Genomic DNA, 26,442 nt, shown 5'->3' on the forward strand with positions numbered 1-26,442 from the left:
AGTGATAATTCCTTATTTAACCCGTTGTCCGGTAATTTCGTTAAAGAATGCTTTATTGTCAGGATCACGGCCAAGGAAATCTTTAACTAATTCAGCTGCTGATTTTTGGCTACCTTGCGATAAGATCGTTTGACGGTAACGTTGCCCTACTTGTGGGTTATTAAGGTTGTCCCCATAGGCAGAAAGCATGTCTAAAGCTAAAACCTCAGACCACATATAGCCGTAATAACCGGCTTGATAACCGCCCATCAAATGTCCAAACTGCCCCGGGAATTCAGTTGTTGGCACATATCCTAAGGCTGTAGCTGCTTCCATTTTTTGCCAATTTTCTAAAGGTTTCACTTTTAAAACATCAGCAGTGTGCAGTGACATATCGTACTGTGCATAAAGAGTCTGACGCGCATAGCGCAAGCCACGACCATAGTTATGTACAGCTTTTAAACGGGCAATTAGTTCGTCATCAACACGTGGACATGCTGGATCACAATAATCAGCCACTTTAGATAAAGTCTCTTTACGGCGTGCCCACTCTTCATACATTTGAGATGGTGCTTCTACAAAATCACGTTCTACGGATGTTCCTGACTGACTGGCATAACGTGTATTTGATAAAATGCCATGTAAAGCATGACCAAACTCATGAACAAAAGTTTCAAGCTCGTCACTGTTTAAACCTTTTCGGTTAAAATTGGTGACTAATGCTGAAACTGGTAAGCGGTTAGTTAAAGTGCTGCCACCATATACGCCCCAAACCGCGGCATGACCATATTTCCCCTCACGAGGGAACTTATCCATATATAAGCCACCAAGAAGCTTTCCTGTTTTTTTGTCAACCACATCGTAATATTCAACTTCATCCTGCCATGCTTTAACTTTGACAGGTTTAAAATCAATACCGTAAAGGTCAGATGAAATGGCAAACAACCATTTTTGAGCAGCTAAAGTTGGAAAATAATCACGAAGCTTTTCCTGATCAATCTGATATTTATTCTTACGAAGCTTTTCACTCCAGTAAGCTTCACTCCAACGTGTGATCTCGGTTTTTTCTAATGGCGTTTTTAAAGTTTGTGCTTTAAATGCACGGAGTTCTTCTACTTCTTTACGTTCAAGTGGTGCTACTGTTTTTTGGACTTCTGCTAAAAATTGATTTACAGCCTCAGGCGTTTTTGCCATGCGGTCTTTTAAAACCCAATCTGCATAACTTGCTTTTCCAAATAACTGGGCAAGCTCATAACGTAAATCAATTGCCTGTTTAAGTAGTTTTAAATTTTGTTCAGTACCCCGTCGAGTAAAGGCAATTTGATATCTTTTTCGAGCATCATCATTATCCGCTAGCTCCATAAAAGGACGATATTCTGGATATTCAAAACCTAATAAATAATTGCCTTTAGCATTTTTCTTTAATGCTGAAATATAACTTTGAGGTAAGCCTTTCATCTCTTCAGGAGTAAACTCAAGTTTCTCCGGATTATCACGGACATTACGCGCATATTCTTGTTCAAGTTTGGTCAACTCATCCAGAATAGCCTTCATTCGTGCACGCTTTACTGGTTCAAGTTGAACGCCTGTATCTTCAAACTGATCTAGAATATCTTGGCGGTATTTTTGGTCAATTGGGTCTGTTGCTTGTGTATTTTTAATTAAACTATATAGTTTAGGATTCTGAAACATGTCTGTGTGAAATTGATTAATTTTGATTTCACACTCTTCTGATGCCTTACGTAACTTTGCATCTGGATCGACGTTACTATATAGACTTATAGGACCTGAGAAATCTTCAAAATGCGCAAAAATTTTATCCCATTTTGCCAATATAGGTGCCGCTGCTGCATTATCTTTAACAGGCGTTTTTTCAAAATTTGAAATCTCTTTCTGAATCTTTTTTAAATTCGCATCACACCATGCTGGAAGTTGTTGTGCTTTAAGTAATGGCAAAGTAGGACGTGTTGTCTCTGCCGTTGCAAATTGACTTATACTCATGGCCAACATACATAAAGTTGACATTTTCAGTGCATTATTTTTCATCGTATCTCCAATTTTTTCATTTAATGATTAGATTTAGTATTTGTATCAATATCGAAGTACATCCATTCAGCATGTAAAATCGGATGCTTCTTATATCCAATGATTCTTGGTTGAGCCAGCATATTTCTATAACGTGCATACAACACTTGCACTGGCATATACACTTCTAACAAACGTGTCATTTTTCGATAAATCACGTCTCGTTCTGGGCCTGGCTTAACCTGTTGAGACTGTCGGTATAATTGATCAAACTCTGGTATTGAACCGCAAGACCAGTTGGTCATATGAGTATTAGGTCCATAAAAATTCTGCATAAAATTATCCCCATCTGGATAATCGGCTATCCATGCAGAAGACCCGAACATACCGTCGCATTGTTTTTGCGCACGAATAAGATCTGCAAAGAGCATGGGTTTAAAGACCATACGGATATTCAAACTATCAAAATTTTTCTTCCAGAGTTCAGCGCTTTGCTGCCCAATACTGTCACTACGCGCCATATATTCAATGACAAGTGGTTTTCCGTCTGGTTGAGTACGCCAACCTGAGGCATCTTTTTTATAATGATATCTATCTAATAGTAAATTTGCTGCTTTCACCGAATATGGGGTACTGGTTCTGTATTGAGGGTCATTACCTACTACACCTGGTGGAATTGGAAAATATAGACGCTCTGCATCATCATTTCTTACCAGTTTAATTTCTTGATCTATCGAACGAGACATCGCTATCGCACGGCGTAAAGCAATTTTCTCTTTACTCATTCCCCCAACAACTGGATTTTTAAGATTCCAATAAATATAGCTAATTTCGGGGTCAACAATGCGAGATAACTGCACACCTTCTTTAGCAAGTTCAGGTCTTAGTTTGCCGTCTTTAACCGCTTTTGCGACCAGTTGGCCTTCAAGCTGAAATATATCAACCTCACCACGCTGAAATGCTAACCACCGCGATTGGTTTTCTTCCATTACCTGAATATCAATTGTGCCGATTTGAGGCATTTTTTTACCTTTAAGTCGCTTCACAATTGCCTGATCTTCAGGGCTGCTGGCATTAAAGTTCCAAGTAAAACCCCGATAATCAGGATTCGCTTTTAAAACAATGCGCGATGCTGGTACCCACTTGCTCAGCACATAAGGACCTGTACCTACAGGATGGCCCATAACATAACCGGCTTTGTCTTTATACTTTTCGATAACTTCGCGTGCCACAGCACCTGTCGGGTCATGGGCCAGTAATAACGGAAAGTTATAGTCTGGCTTAACTAAACGAATCACCAAAGTGTATTTATCAAGTGTTTGTAAACCACTTACCTTTTGATCATAGTTAAATTTTCCGGACTTATTGGCTGCTTTGACTAACGCATCCATACCTTCAATTTTGTTTTCTAATAGCCAGCTATTTGGAGAGCGCAGATTCGGGTCCAATAAACGCTTAAAAGAATACGCATAATCATTGGCTGTTAATTCTCTAGATTTGCCTTTAAAAACAGGGTCTGGCGTAAAATAAATTCCCTTTTTAATGCGAATGGTATAGGTCAAACCATCAGCACTGACTTCTGGCATAGCAGTTGCTATTTGCGGAATAAGCTTTGCCGGCCTTGCTAAATAATCATAGGTATATAGAGTTTCAAATATCGATGTGGTTACATGCGCAGAATATAAATCATGGATATAAGCCGGGTCAAAACCTGTCTCAGCTGTTGGAAATACATAACGTAAAACTTTATTCGGATCGGCTGGGCTTTTCGCAAAAATACTTGTAGATCCCGTTAAGGCCATACTAGCGAATAGCAAGCTGATACTACAATGCTTGAGCTTTTGTTTTAAATTTTCAGTCATCATGATCTTTATCTAAAATTATTTTTTAATAGGAGTAATATCAAGATATTGCCAGTTTGTATTCATCATAGGATGGGGTTTAAAACCCTGAACTTGTGGCCGTACTAACCAGTTACGAATACGGGTTACATGAACAATCCATGGGTTATCAGCTTCAATCTGGCGATTGAGCTTTTCATAATATGGTAGACGTTGTTGCGGTGGTAAATGAATGGCCTGAGTATAAAGAGCGTCATATGTTTTAGACTGATAACAAGCATGGTTTCCTTGTCCAGCATTTGGTCCATAAAGCAACTGTGCAAAATTATCTCCTTCAGGATAGTCAGCAATCCATGCCCCACTCCAAATCATATATTTACATTGAGTTGCGGCTTTTAAGTTATCTGCAAAATTACTTACCTTAAAGTCAGCTCGAATGCCAATCGCATCTAAATTCTTTTTCCAGAGTTCGGAGTGGATAACTGAGGCCGAGCTATTTTCTGTATTGATTTTTAAAATTAAAGGTTTTCCATTTGGCAAATTTCGATAGCCATCAGCCCCCTTTTTATAACCATAATAATCAAGTAATTTATTTGCTAGCAGCGGGTTGTACGCTACGCTACTTTTATATTTCGGGTTATAGCCATTTACACCTTCAGGTATAAACATTTCAGCCCGAACAGCTTGCCCTTTATAAGCCTGTTTTATACTTTCTTTTTGGTTGTATGACAAAGTAATTGCCCTACGAAGAGCTATCTTTTCTGGACTAAAACCACCAATCACCGGATCACGCATGTTCATCATCGTATACGTAATTTCAGGTTCCTTATATGGGAAGTGTTTAATTCCTCTCTTCTTAAAAGAAGCTTTAAGCTGATTTCCATCTAAAGCTTGAGGAACAGCATTTGCTGTAAGTTTGTCAAAGTCTAGTTGACCCGACTGGAAAGCTAACCATCGTGACTGCTCTTCTTCAATAATACTAACCACAACCTTTCCAATTCGTGGCATTTTCTTACCAGACATTTCCTTAACAAGTTGGTTATCCCAAGGTGTTCCTGTCGACTTAAAATTCCAGACAAAACCGCGATAATCAGGATTGGCAACCAACTCGACCTTACTTCTTGGAACATATTTACTTAACATGTAAGGGCCAGTACCTACGGGATGCATGCCAATACGAACACCGTAATAATCGATAACCTCTTTAGCAACTCCACCAAAGGCAATATAAGCAAGAATATAAGGAAAATTATAGTCTTGGCGAGTTAAGGTAAATTGTAGCGTATATCGATCAAGCGCTTTAACTCCTGCAATTGGGGCAGTATAATCAAATTTTCCAGTTTTCTTTGCTTGAGCTATAACCGCATCGGCACCTAGTAACTTACCATCAATGAATGAAACAGAAGGTGCTCTATTTTTAGGATCTAGAATACGTTTAATTGTATAAACATAGTCTTCGGCTACTAGCTCACGGCGTTTACCTTTAAAGGCAGGATCATTGGTAAAATAGATACCTGGCCTAATTTTAAAAGTATAAACTTTACCGTCTTGTTCCACTTTGGGCAGGCTCTCTACTGTATAGGGAGCTAACTGTAATGGACGTGCTAGATAGTCATATTTCAGTAAAGGCTCAAAAATTGCCTCAGCAATATTAGCACTGTAGAAATTGGTAGTTTTGACCATATCGAAGCCATCATCTGGAGCTTCATAGGCAACATGCAAAATTTTATTTGGTTGCGCTGGCGTAATTGCGTAAGCACAAGGAACTGATGTAATAGCCAGACTTAAAATGGCGAGCTTAAAAAATTTTAATTTCAAGTTCATACCCACGTAATTAGTTTTTTAAAAGATATTATCCTTTTGAGTAACATCTAAATCTGCATAAGAAAAGTTCTTTTTCAACAGATAAGCCTATTTGGGTTTAATTCTTTACTTTTCTATGAATGTTTTTATTTGAACAGATGGAAAAACAAAGTTAAAACCCAATCTTTTGTAACTACTTAAAATAAAGCGAATTTCATGCCATTTATTAATATTCATCACAAAATATTTAAGAATATTAGAAATTCATATTTTTATTAGGTACTTAAAATGATTTGAACTATATAAATAAAAGTAACTTTTTGCCAAATACTATATTTGTATATGTTAATCATCTAATACCTTAAATGCACAAATAAAATACATTAATGATTTATTATGATTCATATTGAGACAAGCCAAACTAACAAATAATTATAAAATAAGCAATTGATTTAAAATAAAAAATACAACAAAACTCGACATTACAAATAGTATAACATTACATATAAAAAGGTTCTAAAACGATACATTTTTATTTATTAAGCATGTGAAGAGTCCAGCAATGTATATTTTTTATACAAAAAAATTTGAAACTTTTGGCCAGCGTTAAAAAATTTTCCAAACGGAAAATTTATTTTTATTTAATAAAAGATGAACCTTCGTGCCGAACCATAATAAAATCAATATATATCAATATTTTGCATAAACTAAAAAAAGAAAAATATATAGTTGGCACTTGCTTTGCTTAAAAACTTTCCAGCAATATCGCTAACGACAACAAAAAGGGATCAAATCCACGATGAAAAAAAAATACAATGTTCGATCTCAGGCAACCCCCAAGATCAGCAAAACAATTCTTAAATTAAGCACCCTTAGTTTAAGTATGATGTGTCTTACCCTGGCACAGGCAGCAGAAACTGAACAATCAAGTACTGATGAAAAACCAACAAAAGTCGTAAAAGTTGCCGTTACAGGTTCTTCAATCAAAGGAGTTGCGGCACAAAGTGCTTCACCCATTACCGTCGTAAAAGTTGATGAAATCTTAAAACAAGGGGTGACTACAACTGAAGAAGCCTTAGCAAAGATCAGTGCAAACCAATCGAACTTTGTGACTGCAAGTAATGTAGGCGCAAGTAAGACGGTGGGTTCAGCAGCGAACCTTAGAGCCTTAGGTGCCAATAAGACACTTGTTTTACTTAATGGCCGTCGATTGGCTGCAAACGCCTATGACAGTGGCGTTACCAACTTAAATATTATTCCACTCGCAATGTTAGACCGTATTGAGGTTTTACGAGATGGTGCCTCTTCCATTTATGGCACCGATGCAATTGGCGGAGTAATTAACTTCATTACCAAAAAGCAGTTTACAGGACTTAATCTGACCGCAGGCTATCAAAAACCAGAACAAAAAGGCGGTGAGCAACAAGATTATAGTATCTTTGGCGGCTTCGGTGATTTAGACGAAAATGGCTACAATGTTTTTGGTGTTGTGGACTATCGCAAAGGCGATGATGTCATGGCCAAAGACCGTAAAGTTAGTCGACGTGGAGGCATATTACCTGAATTAGGAATCCATAAAACTAGTAGTGGTTCATTCCCTGCCAATGTACCTGGATTAGGGAATCCCTATGCAACTACAGGTTGTGGTAATAACCCTCTAGTAGAGACTGATGGTCAAATTTGTAAATATAACAGCCAAGCTGTAATTGGTATTGTTCCAAAGACAGAAGACATCTCAGCTATGGGCCGAGCTACATTTAAACTGAACGATAACTTTAATGCGATTGCAGAATATTTATATGCAAGAAATGAAATTACAACGTCAGTCGCACCAGATGTATTTTTTGATTTGACGCTCGACCCTAGCAGTAAATATTATCCAGGAAATGGCATAACTCCTGCTCTTGCTGGCGCTACTGGAACTATCCCTCTATATCTGCGTTCACAATCAGGTAATCGTGTAAGTAATAGTATTAATCAATCACATAGAATATTTGCTGGTATTGAGGGTGAAACTCATGGTTGGGACATTAACTCCGGCGTTACCTATGCTCATAGTAGTGCATCGGATGCAGTAATAAGTGGCTATTTAAACTTTGACAAAACACAAGAAGCTTTAAACAATGGTATTTTAAATCCATTCGGACCGCAAAACCCTGAAGATGCCAATGTATGGAACCAGTTAGGTGTTGAAGGTAAATATTTAAAAGCCAATCTAGATACAACTACTGTCGATTTCACGGCAAGCCGACCTATATTTAAATTACCAGCAGGAGACGTGGCTTTTGCAGTTGGAGCAAGTTATCGTTATGAAGATTGGACTTCAAAAGTCGTTACTGATGTTGCCCGAGTTGCACCTAGTACAGGTGTCGATCCTGATGAACCAGTAAATACTGGCGATCGTAATATTAAATCGGTATTTACCGAATTTCATATCCCCCTTCATAAAACTTTAGAAGCTCAAATCGCTGCTCGTTATGATGACTACAACGATTTTGGCGATACCTTTAATCCAAAATTTGCACTTCGTTGGGAACCTATTAAACAGTTAATGTTCCGTACGACTTATAGTACAGGCTTCAGAGCTCCAACACTTTGGGAAGTGAATGGACCAAACTCAGTAACCAATACTGGTGGATACTATTATGATCCCGTACTCTGCCCAGGGAATGTCTTAAAACCAGGTGGTGTAAGAGAACGTGATTGTAATATGCAATTTGATAGACAAAATGGAGGAAATAAAAGTCTTGATCCGGAAGAGTCAAAGTCTTTTACTGCTGGCTTAGTATTTGAACCAATTAAAAATTTAGCCTTGACTCTCGACTACTTCAATATTGAAGTAGACAAGCAAATTGCTACGCTTTCAGAAACTGCTATTTTTGATGACCCAGTGAAATATGCAGACAAATTTGTACGTAATCCAGATGGCTCATTAGATTATATTATTACGACACAACAAAATTTAGGTGGAATTAAAACATCTGGTTTCGATGTGGGCTTAAGTTGGTTTTCTCCAATGACTGCTACAGGTCGTTTCGGTTTCAACATTGATGGTACATATATAACAGATTACAAATATCAAGCCGAGCAAAATGGTGAATGGAAAAGTGTTGCAGGCACTTATAGCGGTCTAGACTACCAAGCTATTATTCTTCGCTGGAAACATACTGCAAACCTAAATTGGAATTATGAGAATTGGGCTTTAAACCTACAACAAAATTTTTCACGCGGTTATGAGGATCAAAATTCAAGTTCTTCTGTTAAGGCAGGCTATCGAAATCACAAAGTGAGCGACTATACAACCTATAATATTTCAGGCACATACAAAGGCTTTAAAAATCTAGAAGTTACAGCGGGCATTAAGAATATCTTTGATGAAGATCCTCCTGCTTCAAATGTTGGTGACAACTTCCAAATGGGATATGACCCACGGTACGCAGATCCTTTAGGACGTACTTACTTTGTACGAGGTACATATAAGTTCTAAATGGTTGTTCTGCAAATATAACTCTCAATGGTTAGTTTGCAGAACAAATACTCATTCTTAGCCAAACAGTCATTTTAAAAATTGTTTGTCTACAGTTTCAGGAGTAACTATGGGCATGACTTTTACAGACATAGAAAATAAATCTGCCAAACGCCTAATTGGTATTGCTGCAGTTATTTTTCTGCATCTTCTTGTTGCCTATATTCTGATGTCAGGTTTAGCAAACAATATTCAAAAACCAGCAGAAAAACCTGTGGAATTACAAATTATTCAGGATATTAAGCCGCCTCCTCCACCAAAGCCGGAAGAGCCCAAACCAAAGGAAAAACCACCTGAACCACCAAAAATGGTAGAAAAAGTTGCCAAGGTTCCTGAGCCACCAAAAGAAGTAGAGAAAGTAGCAACACCGGTACAAAAAACGACACCAGTGGCTCAACCGACTAAAGTGGCTGCCCCAGCTCCTGCTGCACCTAGTACCCCATCACCAAGCCCTGTTGCCGCACCTGCTCCAGTGGCTGCTGCGCCGGCACCAAAACCAGCTGGTGTAAGTCGTGGTGTTTCAGAGGGTTCTGCTGGCTGTGAAAAACCTGAGTATCCACGTGAAGCACTGATGAATGAAGAACAAGGAACGGTGCATATACGTGTTTTGGTTGATACATCCGGCAAAGTCATTGATGCCAAAGTAAAAAAATCGAGTGGCAGCAAAATTTTAGATAAAGCAGCAACTAAAGCCTACAGCTTATGTACGTTCAAACCAGCAATGAAAGATGGCGTGCCTCAGCAAGACTGGTATGAAATTGAATATCCATTCGTAATTGAATAAACAATTGAATTAGCAAGAAATTAAAAAATATTGGAGATATATGATGAAAAAATCAACTCAACCACTAGTACATTTCGCTTCTGCAAGTTTAATCGCAGCTTGCTCGTTACTTCCATTAAGCTCAGTTTTCGCAGAAGAAACGAGCAATGTTCCTGTGGCCACAGCCACTACTGAAGCTACTTCAAATACAAGTACTCCAACTCCACCACCAAAGCCTGCAACAAGTGAAACTGTTAAAAATCCATATGGTCTAGAAGCCCTTTGGCGTGAAGGTGACTTAGTCGCTAAATCTACCTTATTTATTTTAGTACTCATGTCGATTGGAACTTGGTACATCATCATCTCTAAACTATTGCAGCAAGGTAAAGTCAAACGCCAAGGTAAGGAAGCTGAAAGACACTTCTGGGAAGCTACCTCCCTTGATAATGCTGCAGAAGGTTTAGAACAAAGTAGCGCTTATCGCTTTATTGCAGAAAAAGGCATTAATTCAACTAAATCACACGGCGGTTCTTTACTTGAGCGCATTGATTTTAATACTTGGGTGAGCATTTCGATTCAACGTGCTATTGAAAAAATACAAAATCATTTAGGTGGTGGTTTAGCCTTTTTAGCAACGGTAGGTTCTACTGCACCATTTGTAGGCCTATTTGGAACAGTATGGGGAATTTACCACGCTTTGACAGCCATCGGCATCTCTGGTCAAGCATCTATCGATAAAGTTGCAGGCCCCGTTGGTGAAGCTCTCATTATGACGGCTATTGGTCTTGCAGTTGCAGTACCTGCCGTACTTGGTTACAACTGGCTGACTCGCCGCAATAAAGCCGTTATGGAGAATGTCCGTTCATTTGGTTCAGATTTACACGCGGTTTTATTAAGTGGAGAAATTAATACCAATAATTCAGTTAACCGCCGTATTAAATAATCAGGAGCAAACATTATGGGTATGAGTGTTGGTTCTGAAGATGATGACGAAATGATTGGCACAATTAACACGACACCTCTGGTGGATGTCATGTTGGTTTTACTTATTATTTTTCTTATTACTATTCCAGTAGTTACACATACAGTTCCAGTGAAACTACCGGAAGAAAAAAATACTCCGTACGCAACCACCCCTGAAAATATTCAACTCTCAGTCAATAAAACAGGAGATATTTTCTGGAACGAAAGTTATGTACCGAATAAAGAAATATTGTTAACAAAATTACAAGCCGTGGCACAAAAAAGACCGCAGCCTGAGGTGCATATTCGAGGAGATCAGCTTACCCATTTTGAAGCAATAGATCAGGTCATTAGTACCACCAAACAAGCTGGTATTGGCAAAATTGCCTTTGTTACTACCCCTCCAGCCTCCCCGTAATGATTTTAAGGAGAATTTTATGGGTATGAATGTCGGTTCAAATAATGATGACGATGTGATGTTGGAAGTCAACATGACACCTCTTATTGATGTCATGCTGGTACTCATTATTATGTTTATTATTACCATACCTGCACCAAACAACACGATTAATATTAATTTGCCAAATGGCACACCGCCACCAACGAATGAAAAGCCACCGGAAGTGATTGATGTAAGAATTGATGCAGCAGGCAAAGTATTTTGGAATAACCAAGAGGTTTCTGACCGAAAGGCACTAGAGACTTTATTTCAAGGTGTGATTGCTAAAAAAGATCAAGACCAGATCAAACTCAAACCAGACCAGATGGCTGAATATAAAAATGTAGCGATGGTCATGGCTACAGCACAGCGTTTAGGTGTCACTAAAATTGGAATTGTGAGCAGTAACTAATATTGCTTTTCAGTTTATTTAACTCTATTAAATCCTGCGCTAACTTGAATCTTCAGTTAGCGTTTTTTTGGAGCGAAATATTTAACTTTCACGATCAAGATCTTTTAATCTAATCAAATTCAAAACCTTTTAGCTATAAATCTATATTTTATATGCACAAAATATACCGAAAATAAAAAAGCCTCCGAAGAGGCTTTTTTCAAAACAGGATAAAATTAATCACCTGTATAACCTTTTAACTTCAAACGAGCAGCATGAAGTAAAGGCTCAGTATAACCAGAAGGCTGTTCACAACCTTTGAAGATAAGATCAGAAGCTGCTTGGAAAGCAATATTTGTTTCAAAGTTAGCTGCCATTGGTTTATACAATGGGTCATTCGCATTTTGCTCATCAACAATTTTTGCCATGCGTTTAAGCACTTCTTCAACTTGTTCACGAGTCACGATACCGTGACGTAACCAGTTTGCAACGTGTTGAGAAGAAATACGTAATGTTGCACGATCTTCCATTAAGCCCACGTTGTTAATATCAGGAACTTTCGAACAACCCACGCCTAAGTCAACCCAACGAACAACGTAACCTAAAATACCTTGGCAGTTATTTTCAAGCTCATTATTAATCTCTTCTGCTGACCAGTTAGTTTCTGGTGCAAATGGAGGAGTTAACAAGTCATCTAATGACAACATTTCTTCAGCTTTTAACTGATCTTGACGTGCTTTTACATTCACTTGATGGTAATGCATCGCATGAAGTACAGCACCAGTTGGAGATGGAACCCAAGCACATGAAGCACCCGCATTTGGATGTGCAGCTTTGGTTGCTAACATATCTTTCATGCTATCTGGTTTTGGCCACATGCCTTTACCAATCTGTGCTTTACCTTGTAAACCACATTTCAAACCAATTGCAACGTTACGGTTTTCGTAAGCAGCAATCCATTTTTGTGCTTTAACAGCTTCTTTACGAACAACTGGCGCAGCTTCCATAGAAGTATGGATTTCATCACCTGTACGGTCCATGAAACCAGTATTAATAAAGATCGTACGGTCTTTAGCAGCAGCAATACAGTTTTTCAAGTTTACAGATGTACGGCGCTCTTCATCCATAATACCAATTTTTAACGATTTAGGTGGCAACCCAATTGCCTGTTCAGCACGTTCAAATAGCTCTACAGCAAACGCAACTTCTTCTGGTCCATGCATTTTTGGCTTAACAATATACATAGAACCTTTGCGTGAGTTCTTATTTTCGTTTGTACTACGGATATCAGCAATTGATAACAATGGTGTTACCAATGCATCCATAATACCTTCAAAAATCTCTTCCCCATCTACTACAATAGCTGGGTTAGTCATTAAGTGACCTACGTTACGAAGTAACATAAGTGAACGACCATGAAGTTTTGTAGTTCCACCAATTAAGTTTTTAATTTCGCGATCTTTATTTAAATCACGAACAATCGTTTTACCATTCTTTTCGATAGATTCTTGAAGCGTACCCTTCATTAAACCTAACCAGTTACGGTAACCTTCAACTTTTTCTTCTGCATCCACAGCCGCAACAGAGTCTTCCAAATCTTGAATTGTGGTTACTGCCGCTTCAAATGTTAAATCTTTAACGCCCGCTAAATCAGTTTGACCAATTGGGCTAGAAGCATCAATTTCGATAATGACATGAAGACCATTACTTAACAGTACAACTTCTGAAGGATTTGCTTCTTCACCGTTGAAACCAACAAACTGAGCTTCATGAGCTAAACCTGTTTTTGAACCATCTTTCAAAGTTGCAACAAGTTTATTTTGCTCAATCGCATATTTTGTTGCATCTGCATGTGAACCTTGAGCAAGTGGGAAAACTTCATTTAAGAAATTTTTAGCAAACTCAATTACTTTCGCACCGCGTACAGGGTTATATCCTTTGCCTTTTTCAGCTCCACCTTCTTCAGAAATTACATCGAAGCCGTAAAGCGCATCATATAAAGAACCCCAGCGAGCATTTGCTGCATTCAAGCAATAACGTGCATTACGTACAGGTACAACTAACTGTGGTCCTGCCAACAACGCAATTTCTTCATCAACATTTTCAGTTGTGATTTGGAAGTCTTCAACTTCTGGTAATAAATAACCAATTTCAGTTAAGAACGCTTTATAAGCACCTAATTCAAATTTGTTGTTACGGTGCCATTCATCAATTTTTGCTTGTAATTCATCACGCTTAGCCAATAATGCTTTATTTTTTGGGCTAAGATCGACAACAACTTGCTCAAAGTTCTTCCAGTAAGTTTCACTATCTAAACCAGAACCTGGTAAAGCTTCATTTTCGATAAAATCGTAAAGTTCTTTAGCAATCGCTAACTTGCCTTTTTGAATACGTGCAGTCATTGTCTTTCCTGAAGTTGCTACTTTTTATACCAAGAGAATCCTAGTATACCGATTTAAATTAAGCTGAATACTAATATCACATTCCTAAATAGTAAGCATTTTCCCTTGCAAAACTATTGACAAAGATAAATTTTTCTATATAGGAAATATTAAAATTCTAACTAGGATTCCCAATAATTTATTCAATATTTAAAGATACTGAAACTAGACTTTTTGTTAACAGACAAAAAATTTCACTATCTTGTTTTTCTAAAGCGTATTTAGTTATATCAAACTTTAAAGCGTGAAAAAGCACTATTTAACTAAATTTATCAATTTTTGTTGTAAAAAAAGCGCCCCATTTAGAGCGCTTTTCATATCTACTTTTCTTTAAGAAGTTTTAGTCGCATCTATATGACGATGTTCAGAATGTAAATATTCATCAGATTGCATTTCAAGTAAACGCGAACGAGTACGCTCAATTTCAAATGCTAACTTTTCACCCTGATAAATATCAATAATACTATCTTGAGAAGTTAAAAGTAATTTCACTCCTCGATCATAGAATTCATCGACTAGGTAAATAAAACGACGAGTGCCCTCTGACAAGAAATCTGTCAAATGAGGAACATTACTGACTAGAACCGTATTATAAATATTTGCAATTTCAATAAAATCGGCTGGGCTACGTGGTTTAAAGCAGAGTTCAGAGAATTCACACCACAACACGTCTTCTGTATGTCCTAGTGTCTCGACAACACGATTATTAATCACAATCGGCTCTTGAGAATGAGTTTGTGTATGAGTTAATGCACTAAAACGTTCAGCCATCCAACTTTGTGCTTCATTCGTTAATGGTGATTTGAATAATTGAGCTTGTTTTAGTACACGTAAACGATAGTCGACACCGGCATCTACATTTAGAACGGCACAGTTCTTTTTAACCATTTCAATGGTTGGCAAGAAACGATCACGATGAATACCGTTTTTATATAAGCCATCTGGTGCAATGTTTGATGTTGCAATTAATGTCACACCGCGAACAAATAATTTTTGGAATAAATCGCTCAAAATCATTGCATCTGTCACGTTTGACACAAAGAACTCATCAAAACAAATAACGACAGCATCTTTATAGATTTGGTCAGCTACGATTTCAAGTGGATTACGTTGGCCTGAAAGCTTATTTAGCTCTTTATGAACATGTTGCATGAAATGATGAAAATGCATACGCGTTTTACGGCGAAATGGCACAGACTCGTAAAATTGATCCATCAGCCAAGTTTTTCCACGGCCTACTCCGCCCCACATATATACACCTTTAGGCGAGGTTTGGCGGCGAAAACGACGGAAAGCTTTTTTAGAGGCTTTATAACGGTTTAAAAGTTCCTTCCATACGCGATCTAATTCTTGCACTGCCTGTGCTTGCGCTTCATCTGCCATAAATTGACCTGAAGCTAAAGCCTCAGCATAGCGTTCTGCTGGGGAAGAAGGTGTGAATGCAGTACTATGAGAAGATTTTAAATTTAACATATCGTTTTATTTCAATTTTAACTGATGAGAGTATAGCGAACATTTTGTTCAACCACATTAGCTTTTAGCATCAAGAGTTAAGACGATGACTCTTTTGCATATTGTCGAGGACTCTGCCCAAACCATCGTTTAAATGCATGATTAAATGCCGCTGGTTCAGAATAGCCGAGTAATTCAGCAACAACCTCTATTGAGTATTCCCTATATTCCATAAGCTTCAATGCCTTATTCTTGATAATTTGTTCACGAATTTGCTTATAACTCGTATTTAGCTGTTGCAATTGATGCCTTAATGTCCTTTCAGGCATTTTCAATGCAAAAGCTGTTTCCGCCATGCTCGGGATAATTCCTTGCTGCAACTCAAGATAATCTTGTACACATTGTATGATATGTGGAATTTGATGATCTTGTTGATTCAATCTTGTTATTTCTGCAATACATTTTGATTCATAAATACGATGTGTAATGATATCAGCAGAGGGAATCTTGATTTCAAGTACATCCTTACTTAGGCTAAATGCCGCATATTTACCATTAAAATGCACATCTTCGCCATAATATGCAAAATAGCGTGACAAAATATCTAAATCAGTAGGCTTTTCAAATGGAAGTTCTATACGCATCGTGGACATTTGTAATCCCATCATCGTATAAATATCTTGTATAAACTTATAAGTACCTGAAATTTCACATTGTGCCCGTAATTGGCCAATTTCCGTTTTTAAATCAACAGGTAAATAATTTAAAATGGCCCGCTCATCATTTTCGTATAAAGCTAAGCTACCAAATAAATGGGTAAGCTTTTGATATTTTATACCTTTGTTTAGAGCAGTTTGAATATCATGACTTGTGACAAGCAGCATAAGCAACGGGCCGTAACCAGCTAGAGCATAATGTTGTCCAATAAATAAACCCTTTTCAGGCTCTACATTTTTACTAATAATTTGTTGAATGTCCCATTCTAGACGATCATGAATTGTAGAACTCGGGTCTAAAGCATCGACTTTAATACCTATATGGGCCAAACGTGAGTCGACATCAATGCCGGCATTGCGCATTCCTTGAATTAAATAGATTAAACCAAGTATCGACCGTTTCATTCTTCTAACAATTTCCCTAGACTGAAATGTTTTACTATAAAGAAGCAATAAAATTAATTGCCGAATCTATCAATTTTCACGTCGATACAATCATGTTTAAACTGGTTAAAAAACGTTAGTCTTGCGTGCAATCCTCTTTTCAGCTTATGCAGGGTTTCCAATGCTAAACGCACAGCAAGATGCTATTCAAAAAACTAAAATCGCTATTATTGGGGCTGGATTTGGTGGCCTAGCAATGGCAATCCGTTTACTGCAAAATCAACAGCACGACTTTGTTATTTTAGAAAAATCAAACGATGTCGGCGGAACTTGGCGAGAAAATCGCTATCCAAGTGCAGCATGTGATGTTCAATCTCATATGTATTCCTTGTCTTTTGCACCAAAGACCGATTGGACCAAACGCTATGCAGAAGGACCAGAGATCTTTGAATATATTCAAGATATTACAAAGAAATATCAAATTAAAGATTACTGCAAGTTTAACCATGACGTAACTCATGTCCAATATGATGAAACACGTCATGTGTGGACTCTAGATTTTAATAATCAACCTTCTATAGAAGCGCAATTTGTAGTTTTTGCCTCAGGACCCTTACACATTCCGCAAATCCCTCCTATCAAAGGGATCGAAAAATTCAAAGGAAAAGTATTTCATTCCTCACAATGGGAACATGACTATAAGTTAAATGGTAAGTCAGTCGCATCTATTGGTACAGGTGGTAGTGCCATTCAATATATTCCTGAAATAGCTAAAGATGTTAAACAACTTTATGTATTTCAAAGAACGGCTGCATGGGTCATACCGCGAGATGAGCGTAAATATTCGAACTTAAGTAAAGCATTATTCAAATCTTCAAATATTTATCGCCAAATTCATCGTAGTCGTCTTTACTGGAGTAATGAATCTCGCGTTGTACCCATTGTTCAACCTCAAATCATGAAATATGGCCAAAAATTGGCAGAAGCCTTCATACGTTTTCAAGTTAAAGATAAAGAATTAGCAAAAAAACTCACACCTGACTTTGTGATGGGTTGTAAACGTATCCTTATCTCAAATAAATACTTTCCTACCTTTAACCGAAAAAATGTTGAGTTAGTCACTGATAGCATTCAAGAGATTAAAGAAAACAGTATTATCACTAAAGATGGTAAAGAACGACCTATTGATTGTTTAATTTATGGTACAGGTTTTATTACTGATCCACGTATTTATTTAAAACATTTCACTTGTATTGGACGCAATCAAATCGAGTTAAAACAGGCATGGAAAGATGGTGCTGAAAGTTATTATGGAATAATGACCAAGAATTTTCCTAACCTATTCCAATTAGTGGGTCCCAATACAGTTCTAGGTCATAATTCGATTATTTTTATGATTGAATCTCAAGTAAACTACATTTTACAGCTTATTCAACTCATAGAAAAATCTGGTCAAAAAGCAATTGAGATTAAACCGGAAGTTCAAGACGCCTTTAATGAACGTGTTCAAAAGCAGCTTCGAGGAACTGTATGGCAAGCTGGTGGCTGTAGTAGCTGGTATCAATCTGCCGATGGTAAAAACTTTTCGCTATGGCCAACTTATACATGGAAGTATTGGTTAGAAACACGTAAAGTTAAGCCCAAAGACTACTTACTTTTAAATAAAAGTTCACAGAGCTATGCAGCTTAAAATGTTCAAGACATAATAGGTAGGTTGATAACAATCTATCTATTATATGCAATCTTTTTATCTCATCATTCAAATCTTTTTAGCGCTTGCATTCGGTTATTTTTTAGCTCCAAAACTATCTCTAAATATCCGACACTTTATATTTAAAATACTACCCTACTTTTCTTATATTCTCTTAGCGAGTGTAGCTTTAGAATTAACATTGGCACTTGACCAAATCGAGAATCCTTCTGCCATAGTCCCACCAGCGATTATTATTGCTCTTACAACATCTTTCGGTTCTTTCTTTACCTGTTTATTGGCTTATACAATTTTTGATAAACAAAGTGTCAAAGGGAAAATCTCACTTCAACTTTTTGTAAATGCTTTAAAAAATATTGCAAAAGCTTTTTTTGCATTAGGTGTAGGGGTTTTATTAGGAGCTATTGCCACTCAATTCAACTCACATATGGCATTTAATAGTTGGTATTTATTATTACTTTTTATTTTCTTAATTGGTATCGAACTTGCCTTTACCCACTTTAACCGTACCTGGTTAAGCTGGAAAATTTTAATTGTACCCTTAGCTGCTTTTATAGGGTCATGCATAGCAGGCTTTTTGAATTACTATTTACTTCACAAGCATTTTACACTGAGTGAGACTTTAGCTTTAGCACAAGGCTATGGCTGGTATTCAATGTCAGGGATCTTATTTACGCAATTACATTCGGCAGAGTTGGGTGGAATCGCCTTATTAACTGACTTATTTAGAGAAATTGTTGCTATTTTTCTAATGTATACCATGGGTTGGCGTTTTCCACGCCCTGCTATCTCAAGCGCTGGCGCAACGTCAATGGATGTTACCTTAGCAATGGTAAAACAGTCATGCGGTACACATTATGTACCACATGCCATGATGAGTGGCTTATTATTAAGCCTACTCGCCCCGTTATTAATTAGCTTATTCCTAAATTTTTAGGCAATTGAAGCCAGAATAGATTTCAACATTTCTGTTGGGTTTTCTGCTTTGGCAATCGGTCGACCAATAACCAGATGTGTAGAACCATCAAGCATAGCTTGCTTTGGAGTCACAATACGTTTTTGGTCGTCTGCATTAGAACCCTCTGGGCGAATTCCTGGTGTTACCAAAGAGAAGTCTTGCCCGATCAATTCACGAAGAATCTTAGCTTCTTGAGCAGAACAAACTACACCATCCAAACCACTTTCTTTGGTTAATTTAGCTAAACGCTTCACATGCTCTACAGGTTCAATATCTAAACCAATATCTTTTAAATCTTCACGGCCCATTGATGTGAGTACTGTCACAGCAATAAGTTGAGTTTGATAGTTACCTGCTTTTAAACGTTCAACACAGGTTTCCATCATTTTACGACCACCTGAAGCATGAACATTTACCATCCATACTCCTAAATCAGCTGCTGCACATACTGCTTGAGCGGTAGTGTTTGGAATATCATGAAATTTAAGATCAAGAAAAACTTCAAAATTTTGTTCTTGCAGTTTTTTTACAACAGATGGGCCTTCATGAGTAAAAAGCTCTTTACCCACTTTTACACGACATAAAGCAGGGTCAAGCTGTTCAACAATTTTTAAAGCGTCATATTGGCTTTTTGCATCTAACGCAACAATGATACTCAAGAGACTTTCTTCCATCATATAAAATCAGCATTATTATAATAGACAAATCATGAAGGAATAAAGGAATGTAGAGAGCTGCTTTCCAAATTTAAAAGCGATACGACTAAAAGAGTTTATATTTGGAAGAATAAAAGAAGAGATAAAATTTAGAGAGATACTACTCTTTACTAATCAATAAAGAGTAGTACGGGGATTATAGCGGAGTAGAATTTTTATCTTGCGGATAAATATCTACAACGGTTTTTTCATGTCTTACATTTGCAGCTGCTTCTGCTGCTGCTAATTGAGCACTTTGGATTTGTTCTTTTCTTAAATGTTCAATATCTTTACGCAGGCGTTTAATTTCCCAACCTTTTTGGAATACTCTGAAAACCTGTACACCTAGTAAAAGACCGACCACTGTTCCTAGTACTAATGTGAGTAGCAATAATAAGCCTAAACGCATAGCAGGAACTTGAGTAAATAACAAATCAACAGAAAGCTCTGTTGGATTTTGCAAAACAAGTGCTAAAGAATAGCCAAATACAACAATAAGCAATGCAATTAAAATATAACGCATAGGCACCCCGACTTATAAATTTTATTTATTTCCCAGATTCGTTTACAGCATCACGAAGGGCTTTCCCGGGTTTGAAATGTGGAACAGCTTTAGCTGCAACTTCAACTGATTTTCCTGTTTTAGGATTACGACCAACTCTTGGATCACGGTGGTGTAAAGCAAAGCTACCAAAACCACGGATTTCAATTCGATTATCAGTTGATAGTGCTTCTATCATTTGATCAATCATAATTTTAACCGCCTCTTCCACCAAAGGTTCAGCTAAGTGTGGGTTTTTTAGCGCAATGCGTTCAATCAAATCAGACTTATTAAGAGCTTCAGTAGTCATCTACGACCTCGTTATTTATTGCTACTCTATGTCGTTCGATAATAACCTGTTTAAATACAAAACGGTAGCGCAGTATGTTGAATACTAGGCTACCGTTTACAGTAATTTGTATAAAAAGTACAATTCCGTTACATGAAACCGTACTTTGTTAACTTATTACTTCATTTGTGCTTTGATCAAGTCACCAATAGTCTTAGGACCATTGTCTTGACTTGTTGTTGCTGTACGCAAGCTAGCAACTGCTTCTTTCTCTTCTGCTTCGTCTTTCGCTTTGATAGACAAGTTGATAGAACGAGATTTACGATCAACGTTGATGATCTTCGCTTCAACTTCTTGACCAACTTCTAAGAATTTAGTCGCATCTTCTACGCGGTCACGGTTGATTTCAGAAGCTTTAAGAGTTGCTTCAACTTCGTCAGCTAACTTAACAGTTGCGCCACGAGCATCAACTGCAGTTACAGTACCTTTAACTAAAGCACCACGTTCGTTAGCAGCTAAGAAGTCATTGAACGGATCGCTGTTCAATTGTTTGATACCAAGGCTGATACGGTTACCTTCAGCGTCTACAGACAAGATAACAGCTTCAACAGTGTCACCTTTCTTGTAACGACGAATAGCTTCTTCACCTTGCTCGTTCCAAGAAATATCAGACAAGTGTACTAAACCGTCGATACCGCCGTTCAAGCCAATGAAGATACCAAAGTCAGTGATAGACTTGATAGTACCAGATACTTTTTCGCCTTTCTCATGAGCTTTAGCAAACTCTTCCCATGGGTTAGCACGAGTTTGTTTGATACCAAGGCTGATACGACGACGTTCTTCATCAACTTCAAGAACCATAACGTCAACTTCATCACCAATCTGAACAACTTTAGATGGGTGGATGTTTTTGTTAGTGTGGTCCATTTCAGAAACGTGAACTAAACCTTCAACGCCTTCAGCGATTTCAGCGAAACAGCCGTAGTCAGTTAAGTTAGTTACGCGAGCTTTAACGATAGAACCTTTAGGGTAACGGCTCATGATCGCTAACCATGGATCTTCGCCTAATTGTTTAAGGCCTAAAGATACGCGGTTACGTTCACGGTCAAATTTAAGTACTTTAACAGTAACTTCTTGACCAACTTCAACAACTTCTGAAGGGTGCTTGATACGCTTCCAAGCCATATCTGTGATATGTAGAAGACCATCAATACCGCCAAGATCAACGAATGCACCGTAATCAGTAAGGTTTTTGATAGTACCTGTAACTGTTTGACCTTCTTCAAGTTGAGCAAGTAATGCTTCACGGTCAGCAGAAGATTCAGCTTCCATAACAGCACGACGAGATACAACAACGTTATTACGTTTAGCATCAAGTTTGATTACTTTGAACTCTAACTCTTTACCTTCAAGGTGAGTAGTGTCACGGATAGGACGAGTGTCAACTAATGAACCTGGTAAGAATGCACGAACAGGACCGATGTCAACAGTGAAACCGCCTTTAACTTTACCAGAGATAACACCAGTAACGATTTCGCCATCTTCAAAGATTTTTTCAAGTTTAGTCCAAGTTTCAGCACGCTTAGCTTTTTCACGTGATAAAACTGTTTGACCCATACCGTTGTCAAGAGCTTCAACAACTACGTCAACAGTATCGCCAACCTGAACTTCAAGTTCACGTTGTTCATTTAAAAATTCAGCACGGTCAACAATGCCTTCAGACTTTAGGCCAGTGTCAACAGTTACCCAGTCGCTATCGATGTTTACAACAACACCTTGGATGACTGCACCCTTTTCAACATTGAGGTTTAATTCACTTTCTTCAAAGAGGGCTGCAAAAGATTCGGTCATGATATACCTGATAAATTCAGCGGTCTTGGATCAGACAAGGCCGGTTTAGTTAAGTATCAACATAGTCTTTATAGACTGATCAAGCTATGCTTCAACTGATAATTCTATTTACTAAATAGTACGGCTATCGACATAATCAACCATTAACTTAAATACCTGATCGATCGTTAATTCCGAACTATCAATAATATAAGCATCTTTGGCTGGCTTGAGCGGAGCAACTTCTCGCTCCATATCTCTTTTGTCACGCGCCTGTATATTAGCTAAAATGTCGTTTATTTTAGCATCTAGCCCCATACCCTGCAACTGTTTTACTCTTCGCTCAGCACGCGACTCAGCCGAAGCTGTCAGATAAATTTTAGCATTTGCTTCAGGAAAGATAGATGTTGCCATATCACGGCCATCGGCAACTAAACCAGGATCTTGCGCGAAAGCTCTTTGTCTCTCGAATAATGCCTGTCTAAGTTCTGGAATCACTGCAACTTTTGAAGCGTATTCACCAACTCGTTCTGTACGAATTGTTTGGGATACATCTTCACCATCCAAGAAAACTAAAATTCCTGAGGCAGAAGTTTCAAATTTAATGTCCAGTTGACGTGCATATTGAATACTTTCATCAAGCTGACTATCTAATTTCTCCAATAAATCGTGTTTATGTAATGACAACCCTAACAACCGATATAAGGCACCCGAATCGAGTAAATGATATTGATAATGTGCTGCAAGTTTTGCGGCCAATGTTCCTTTACCCGAACCACTCGGACCATCAATAGTAATAATTTGAACTGTCATTTAACTCTCACTAAGAAGCAATTGCTTTAGCTAATCTCGAAAAGCCTAGTGTAATGGCTAGTTTTAGCTGTGCAAGTATTAATTTACTTACCACTGGCGCTTTTGCCGTTAACTCGATGCGGTATGTAACTAAAGTAATATATGGGGTAATTTCAGAAAACTCGATTCTACCTAAATGGTGTTTAATCAAAGGATTATCTATTAATTTATATTCAATACTTTTATTTTCTTCAAGCAATGTAATTTCTTCTTTAAGTGGCTTAATTGGACCAAATCCCATACGTCGAACCGAGCCTAAACCATCAGGTCTTTTAGCGTCTTCAGAGTCTTTAACACGTACAACTTGTAAAGGTGCAAAAGCAGTATTATAAGTTGAATGCTTAGAGAGCAAGTTAAATACATCACTAAGAGGGGCATTAAATTCTTTTTTTACGGTAATTACATTACGCATTGAATCGTCCTTATTAAATAGAATCATGGCATTAAAACCGCGTTAGTTTGCCATAAGCGTATGTTAATTTTTAATCATTTAAGGACGTTTTTTGTTGTTTCTCTTGTCTCTTTTGCTCACGTCTTTGTTTAAAAAAATGACTAAGTTGCTGAGCACATTTTTCTTGCAGACAACCATTCTGAAATGTAAACCTATGATTATAATAACCTTGCTGCAATAACTGGCGTGTACTCACCAAGGAACCTGCTTTAGGTTCGGGTGTGCCAAAAACTACATGTTTGATTCTTGCATGTACGAGCGCACCTACACACATAGTACATGGCTCAAGAGTGACATATAAAGTTGTATCTTCGGGTAATCGATAATTTTCTAAAGAGGAACACGCTGCACGGATAGCTTGAATTTCTGCATGTGCAGTTGGATCTAATAAAGTAATTGGAGCATTATAACCAGACCCAATTACTCGATTTTGACTCACCAGAACCGCTCCAACCGGGATCTCACCCTGCTGGGCAGCTAATTCAGCTTGCTCGTAAGCAAGCTGCATCCAGTATTCATCGCTATATTCAGTCATTTATTTTTAGGTAATCACACCGTGTTGTCTAAGTAAGGCATTCCAACTATCTATTGAAGTGACTGGTGGACAATCAGCCAATATACCTCTTAAGCTTAGATCATCACATTGCTTCCATTCTGGTGATAAGTCTTTATCCACCAAGCGTGCACGAACACCTTCCACAAAGTCAGGATGACGTATTTTCCACTCAGAAATCTGAGCCTCTAGATCAAAGACTTCATCCCATGAGTGTACTTGTTTTCCCCACTGCCACAGTAACCAAGTAATTGCCGCAGTACTAGGAGATCCTTTTTGCAAGTTTTCACTCGCTTGACGCAACCAATCACTGCTCGCATCACGCAAACTAACAATCGCTTGATAATCCTGCTCAAAATTGAAACCGCGGCAAACACTACGAATCACATCAAGTGAGTTTTGCAATGGGCCTGCTGCAACAGGACGGTGCAAGCTATTTAAAGTATCATCAATTGCTCGAAAATCACCTGCTGGATAATGAGCCCAATTAATATTTAAAACTTTTTGCAAAACATTATCACGTTGCGCTTCACAAATATGTGTTGCCCAACCAATACTATATGCTCCGGCAGCAGTCATGATTGAACCAGTTAAACCAGTAAACAAACCTATCGGACCACGATCCGCCAAGAAACGGCTTGCCCCAACATCTGGATATAAACCAATATTAATTTCAGGCATTGCTAAACGAGAATATGGTGTGACTAAACGGAATGGTGCAGCCATAAACAAGCCCAACCCCCCCCCCATAACATAGCCTTCACCCCAAACAACAACTGGTTTAGCATAATTATGTAAGAGTAGATCTAAAGCATATTCCTGTTGGAAGAACTTATTTGCGGTATCTACTTCTTGATTAATAACAAGTTGACGTAATTTCCTAACGTCACCACCTGCACAAAAAGCTTTTGGTGTCGTTGAGTCTAACCAAATTGCTTTAACCTGTTCATCGTCACGGAAATCTTCAAATACACGCAATAATGCCGTTACGATTGATTCGTCTAAAGCATGTAACGATTTAGGACGATTCAAACGTACTATACGCCAGCCGTTTTTTGCTTCTTCAACCACCAAGTCCGGGTGATAGTTATTTACATTGGGAGAGTTCATCATGCGTCCAATTGCCAGTCTATGGGCTCAATGCCATGTTGTTTCAAATATTGATTTGTTTTTGAAAACACTTTGCATCCAAAAAATCCTCCTCTATTTGCAGCAAGAGGTGATGGATGTGCGGCCGTTAAAACCAAGTGTTTATCTCTATTTATACGTTGTCCTTTGCGCTGTGCATAAGCACCCCACAAAATAAATACTATATGCTGTCTTTGTTCATTTAGAACATCAATGACTTCATCAGTAAAGGCTTCCCAACCCTGCTTTTGATGTGAAGTCGGCTGACCAGCTTCAACTGTAAGCACACTGTTAAGTAAAAGCACACCTTGTTTCGCCCATTTTGTTAAATCACCATGGCGAGGAGCAGGAATACCCAAATCTGTATGTAATTCATGAAAAATATTGCGCAAAGATGGTGGTAATGCAATACCTTTTTGAACAGAGAAACTTAAACCATTGGCCTGGTTTGGTCCGTGATACGGATCTTGTCCTAAAATCACAACTTTCACATCAGCCAATGGTGTAGTATTTAAAGCATTAAAAATCTGCTTACTCGGCGGATATATTATTTTTTGAGCTTGTTTCTGCTGAAATAAGAAATCGCGCAAGCTATCCATTTGAGAACTTAATAGAAAAGGTACTAAAGATCTTTTCCAACTTTCTTCTAATTGAACTTTACTGAGTTTATCTTGCTGTTGCTCAGTTAATTGCATTAATGTCATCCTAGAT

General features: G+C 37.9%; 22 protein-coding genes and 1 pseudogene. 8 read left to right on the forward strand and 15 right to left on the reverse strand.

What is annotated here, in order from left to right; translation table 11 throughout:
* Window positions 1-12: 12 nt before the first annotated feature.
* Genes HLV59_RS10150 through HLV59_RS10160 form a run of 3 tightly spaced genes read right to left on the reverse strand, consistent with a single transcriptional unit; the run spans window position 13 to window position 5,675 of the window.
* A complete protein-coding gene (locus HLV59_RS10150) occupies window positions 13-2,025 on the reverse strand; it encodes a M3 family metallopeptidase (protein ID WP_171429892.1) in 2,013 nt (670 codons plus the stop codon).
* A gap of 20 nt (window positions 2,026-2,045) precedes the next feature.
* On the reverse strand, window positions 2,046-3,869 hold the full coding sequence (locus HLV59_RS10155) for an ABC transporter substrate-binding protein (protein WP_171429893.1): 1,824 nt from the start codon (window positions 3,867-3,869) through the stop codon (window positions 2,046-2,048).
* A gap of 15 nt (window positions 3,870-3,884) precedes the next feature.
* A complete protein-coding gene (locus tag HLV59_RS10160; protein WP_171429894.1) occupies window positions 3,885-5,675 on the reverse strand; it encodes an ABC transporter substrate-binding protein in 1,791 nt (596 codons plus the stop codon).
* A gap of 131 nt (window positions 5,676-5,806) precedes the next feature.
* Between HLV59_RS10160 and HLV59_RS10165 the strand changes: the two are divergent.
* The 6 genes and pseudogenes from HLV59_RS10165 (at window position 5,807) to HLV59_RS10190 (ending at window position 11,751) form a co-directional block, all read left to right on the forward strand.
* Window positions 5,807-5,927 (forward strand): annotated as a pseudogene (locus tag HLV59_RS10165) (hypothetical protein).
* A 520-nt stretch (window positions 5,928-6,447) separates the two neighbouring features.
* Window positions 6,448-9,135, forward strand: a complete 2,688-nt coding sequence (locus HLV59_RS10170) for a TonB-dependent receptor (RefSeq protein ID WP_216606713.1) — start codon at window positions 6,448-6,450, stop codon at window positions 9,133-9,135.
* A gap of 109 nt (window positions 9,136-9,244) precedes the next feature.
* Complete coding sequence (locus HLV59_RS10175) at window positions 9,245-9,958, forward strand: energy transducer TonB (RefSeq protein WP_171429896.1); 714 nt, start codon at window positions 9,245-9,247, stop codon at window positions 9,956-9,958.
* Between the two features lie 40 nt (window positions 9,959-9,998).
* Window positions 9,999-10,880 (forward strand): MotA/TolQ/ExbB proton channel family protein, encoded by an 882-nt coding sequence (locus HLV59_RS10180; RefSeq protein WP_082183626.1) that lies wholly within the window; start codon window positions 9,999-10,001, stop codon window positions 10,878-10,880.
* A 15-nt stretch (window positions 10,881-10,895) separates the two neighbouring features.
* Window positions 10,896-11,318, forward strand: a complete 423-nt coding sequence (locus HLV59_RS10185; RefSeq protein WP_031948194.1) for an ExbD/TolR family protein — start codon at window positions 10,896-10,898, stop codon at window positions 11,316-11,318.
* A gap of 19 nt (window positions 11,319-11,337) precedes the next feature.
* Window positions 11,338-11,751, forward strand: a complete 414-nt coding sequence (locus HLV59_RS10190; RefSeq protein ID WP_171429897.1) for an ExbD/TolR family protein — start codon at window positions 11,338-11,340, stop codon at window positions 11,749-11,751.
* Window positions 11,752-11,966: 215 nt separating this feature from the next.
* On the opposite strand, the gene HLV59_RS10195 is transcribed toward HLV59_RS10190, so the two are convergent.
* The 3 genes from HLV59_RS10195 to HLV59_RS10205 form a co-directional block, all read right to left on the reverse strand.
* Entirely contained in the window at window positions 11,967-14,132 is a 2,166-nt protein-coding gene (locus tag HLV59_RS10195) for a malate synthase G (RefSeq protein WP_171429898.1), read from the reverse strand.
* A 369-nt stretch (window positions 14,133-14,501) separates the two neighbouring features.
* The gene (zapE, locus tag HLV59_RS10200; RefSeq protein ID WP_171429899.1) at window positions 14,502-15,644 is read right to left on the reverse strand and encodes a cell division protein ZapE; all 1,143 of its coding nucleotides are present in this window, start codon (window positions 15,642-15,644) and stop codon (window positions 14,502-14,504) included.
* 77 nt (window positions 15,645-15,721) lie between these two features.
* On the reverse strand, window positions 15,722-16,744 hold the full coding sequence (locus HLV59_RS10205) for an AraC family transcriptional regulator (RefSeq protein WP_216606714.1): 1,023 nt from the start codon (window positions 16,742-16,744) through the stop codon (window positions 15,722-15,724).
* A 121-nt stretch (window positions 16,745-16,865) separates the two neighbouring features.
* On the opposite strand from HLV59_RS10205, the gene HLV59_RS10210 reads away from it, so the two are divergent.
* Complete coding sequence (locus HLV59_RS10210) at window positions 16,866-18,413, forward strand: flavin-containing monooxygenase (protein WP_171429900.1); 1,548 nt, start codon at window positions 16,866-16,868, stop codon at window positions 18,411-18,413.
* Between the two features lie 46 nt (window positions 18,414-18,459).
* Window positions 18,460-19,371: a lysine exporter LysO family protein gene (locus tag HLV59_RS10215; RefSeq protein ID WP_171429901.1), complete on the forward strand. Its 912-nt coding sequence runs from the start codon at window positions 18,460-18,462 to the stop codon at window positions 19,369-19,371.
* Here the strand turns inward: HLV59_RS10215 and pyrF are convergent.
* The 9 genes from pyrF to ung form a co-directional block, all read right to left on the reverse strand.
* Window positions 19,368-20,066 (reverse strand): orotidine-5'-phosphate decarboxylase, encoded by a 699-nt coding sequence (gene pyrF / locus HLV59_RS10220; protein WP_171430612.1) that lies wholly within the window; start codon window positions 20,064-20,066, stop codon window positions 19,368-19,370. The two genes, HLV59_RS10215 and pyrF, sit on opposite strands and share 4 nt — an antisense overlap.
* 178 nt (window positions 20,067-20,244) lie before the next feature.
* Window positions 20,245-20,610, reverse strand: coding sequence for a lipopolysaccharide assembly protein LapA domain-containing protein (locus HLV59_RS10225; protein WP_016141186.1), 366 nt, complete (start codon window positions 20,608-20,610; stop codon window positions 20,245-20,247).
* Window positions 20,611-20,635: 25 nt separating this feature from the next.
* Window positions 20,636-20,938, reverse strand: a complete 303-nt coding sequence (locus tag HLV59_RS10230) for an integration host factor subunit beta (protein WP_002121337.1) — start codon at window positions 20,936-20,938, stop codon at window positions 20,636-20,638.
* Between the two features lie 156 nt (window positions 20,939-21,094).
* Window positions 21,095-22,768, reverse strand: coding sequence for a 30S ribosomal protein S1 (gene rpsA / locus HLV59_RS10235; protein ID WP_002121348.1), 1,674 nt, complete (start codon window positions 22,766-22,768; stop codon window positions 21,095-21,097).
* A gap of 111 nt (window positions 22,769-22,879) precedes the next feature.
* Window positions 22,880-23,560 carry a (d)CMP kinase gene (gene cmk / locus HLV59_RS10240; protein WP_171429902.1) on the reverse strand — a complete coding sequence of 227 codons (681 nt, stop codon included), beginning with the start codon at window positions 23,558-23,560 and terminating at the stop codon, window positions 22,880-22,882.
* A gap of 10 nt (window positions 23,561-23,570) precedes the next feature.
* Window positions 23,571-24,011, reverse strand: a complete 441-nt coding sequence (locus tag HLV59_RS10245; protein ID WP_061875521.1) for an SRPBCC family protein — start codon at window positions 24,009-24,011, stop codon at window positions 23,571-23,573.
* Window positions 24,012-24,081: 70 nt separating this feature from the next.
* A complete protein-coding gene (gene tadA, locus HLV59_RS10250; protein WP_171429903.1) occupies window positions 24,082-24,585 on the reverse strand; it encodes a tRNA adenosine(34) deaminase TadA in 504 nt (167 codons plus the stop codon).
* Between the two features lie 6 nt (window positions 24,586-24,591).
* On the reverse strand, window positions 24,592-25,716 hold the full coding sequence (locus HLV59_RS10255; protein ID WP_079748353.1) for an enoyl-CoA hydratase/isomerase family protein: 1,125 nt from the start codon (window positions 25,714-25,716) through the stop codon (window positions 24,592-24,594).
* Entirely contained in the window at window positions 25,713-26,426 is a 714-nt protein-coding gene (ung, locus tag HLV59_RS10260) for a uracil-DNA glycosylase (protein ID WP_125699501.1), read from the reverse strand. Before ung ends, HLV59_RS10255 begins: the two co-directional genes overlap by 4 nt.
* Window positions 26,427-26,442 lie beyond the last annotated feature (16 nt).

Source organism: Acinetobacter lactucae, assembly GCF_013122135.1.
Lineage (GTDB): Bacteria > Pseudomonadota > Gammaproteobacteria > Pseudomonadales > Moraxellaceae > Acinetobacter > Acinetobacter lactucae.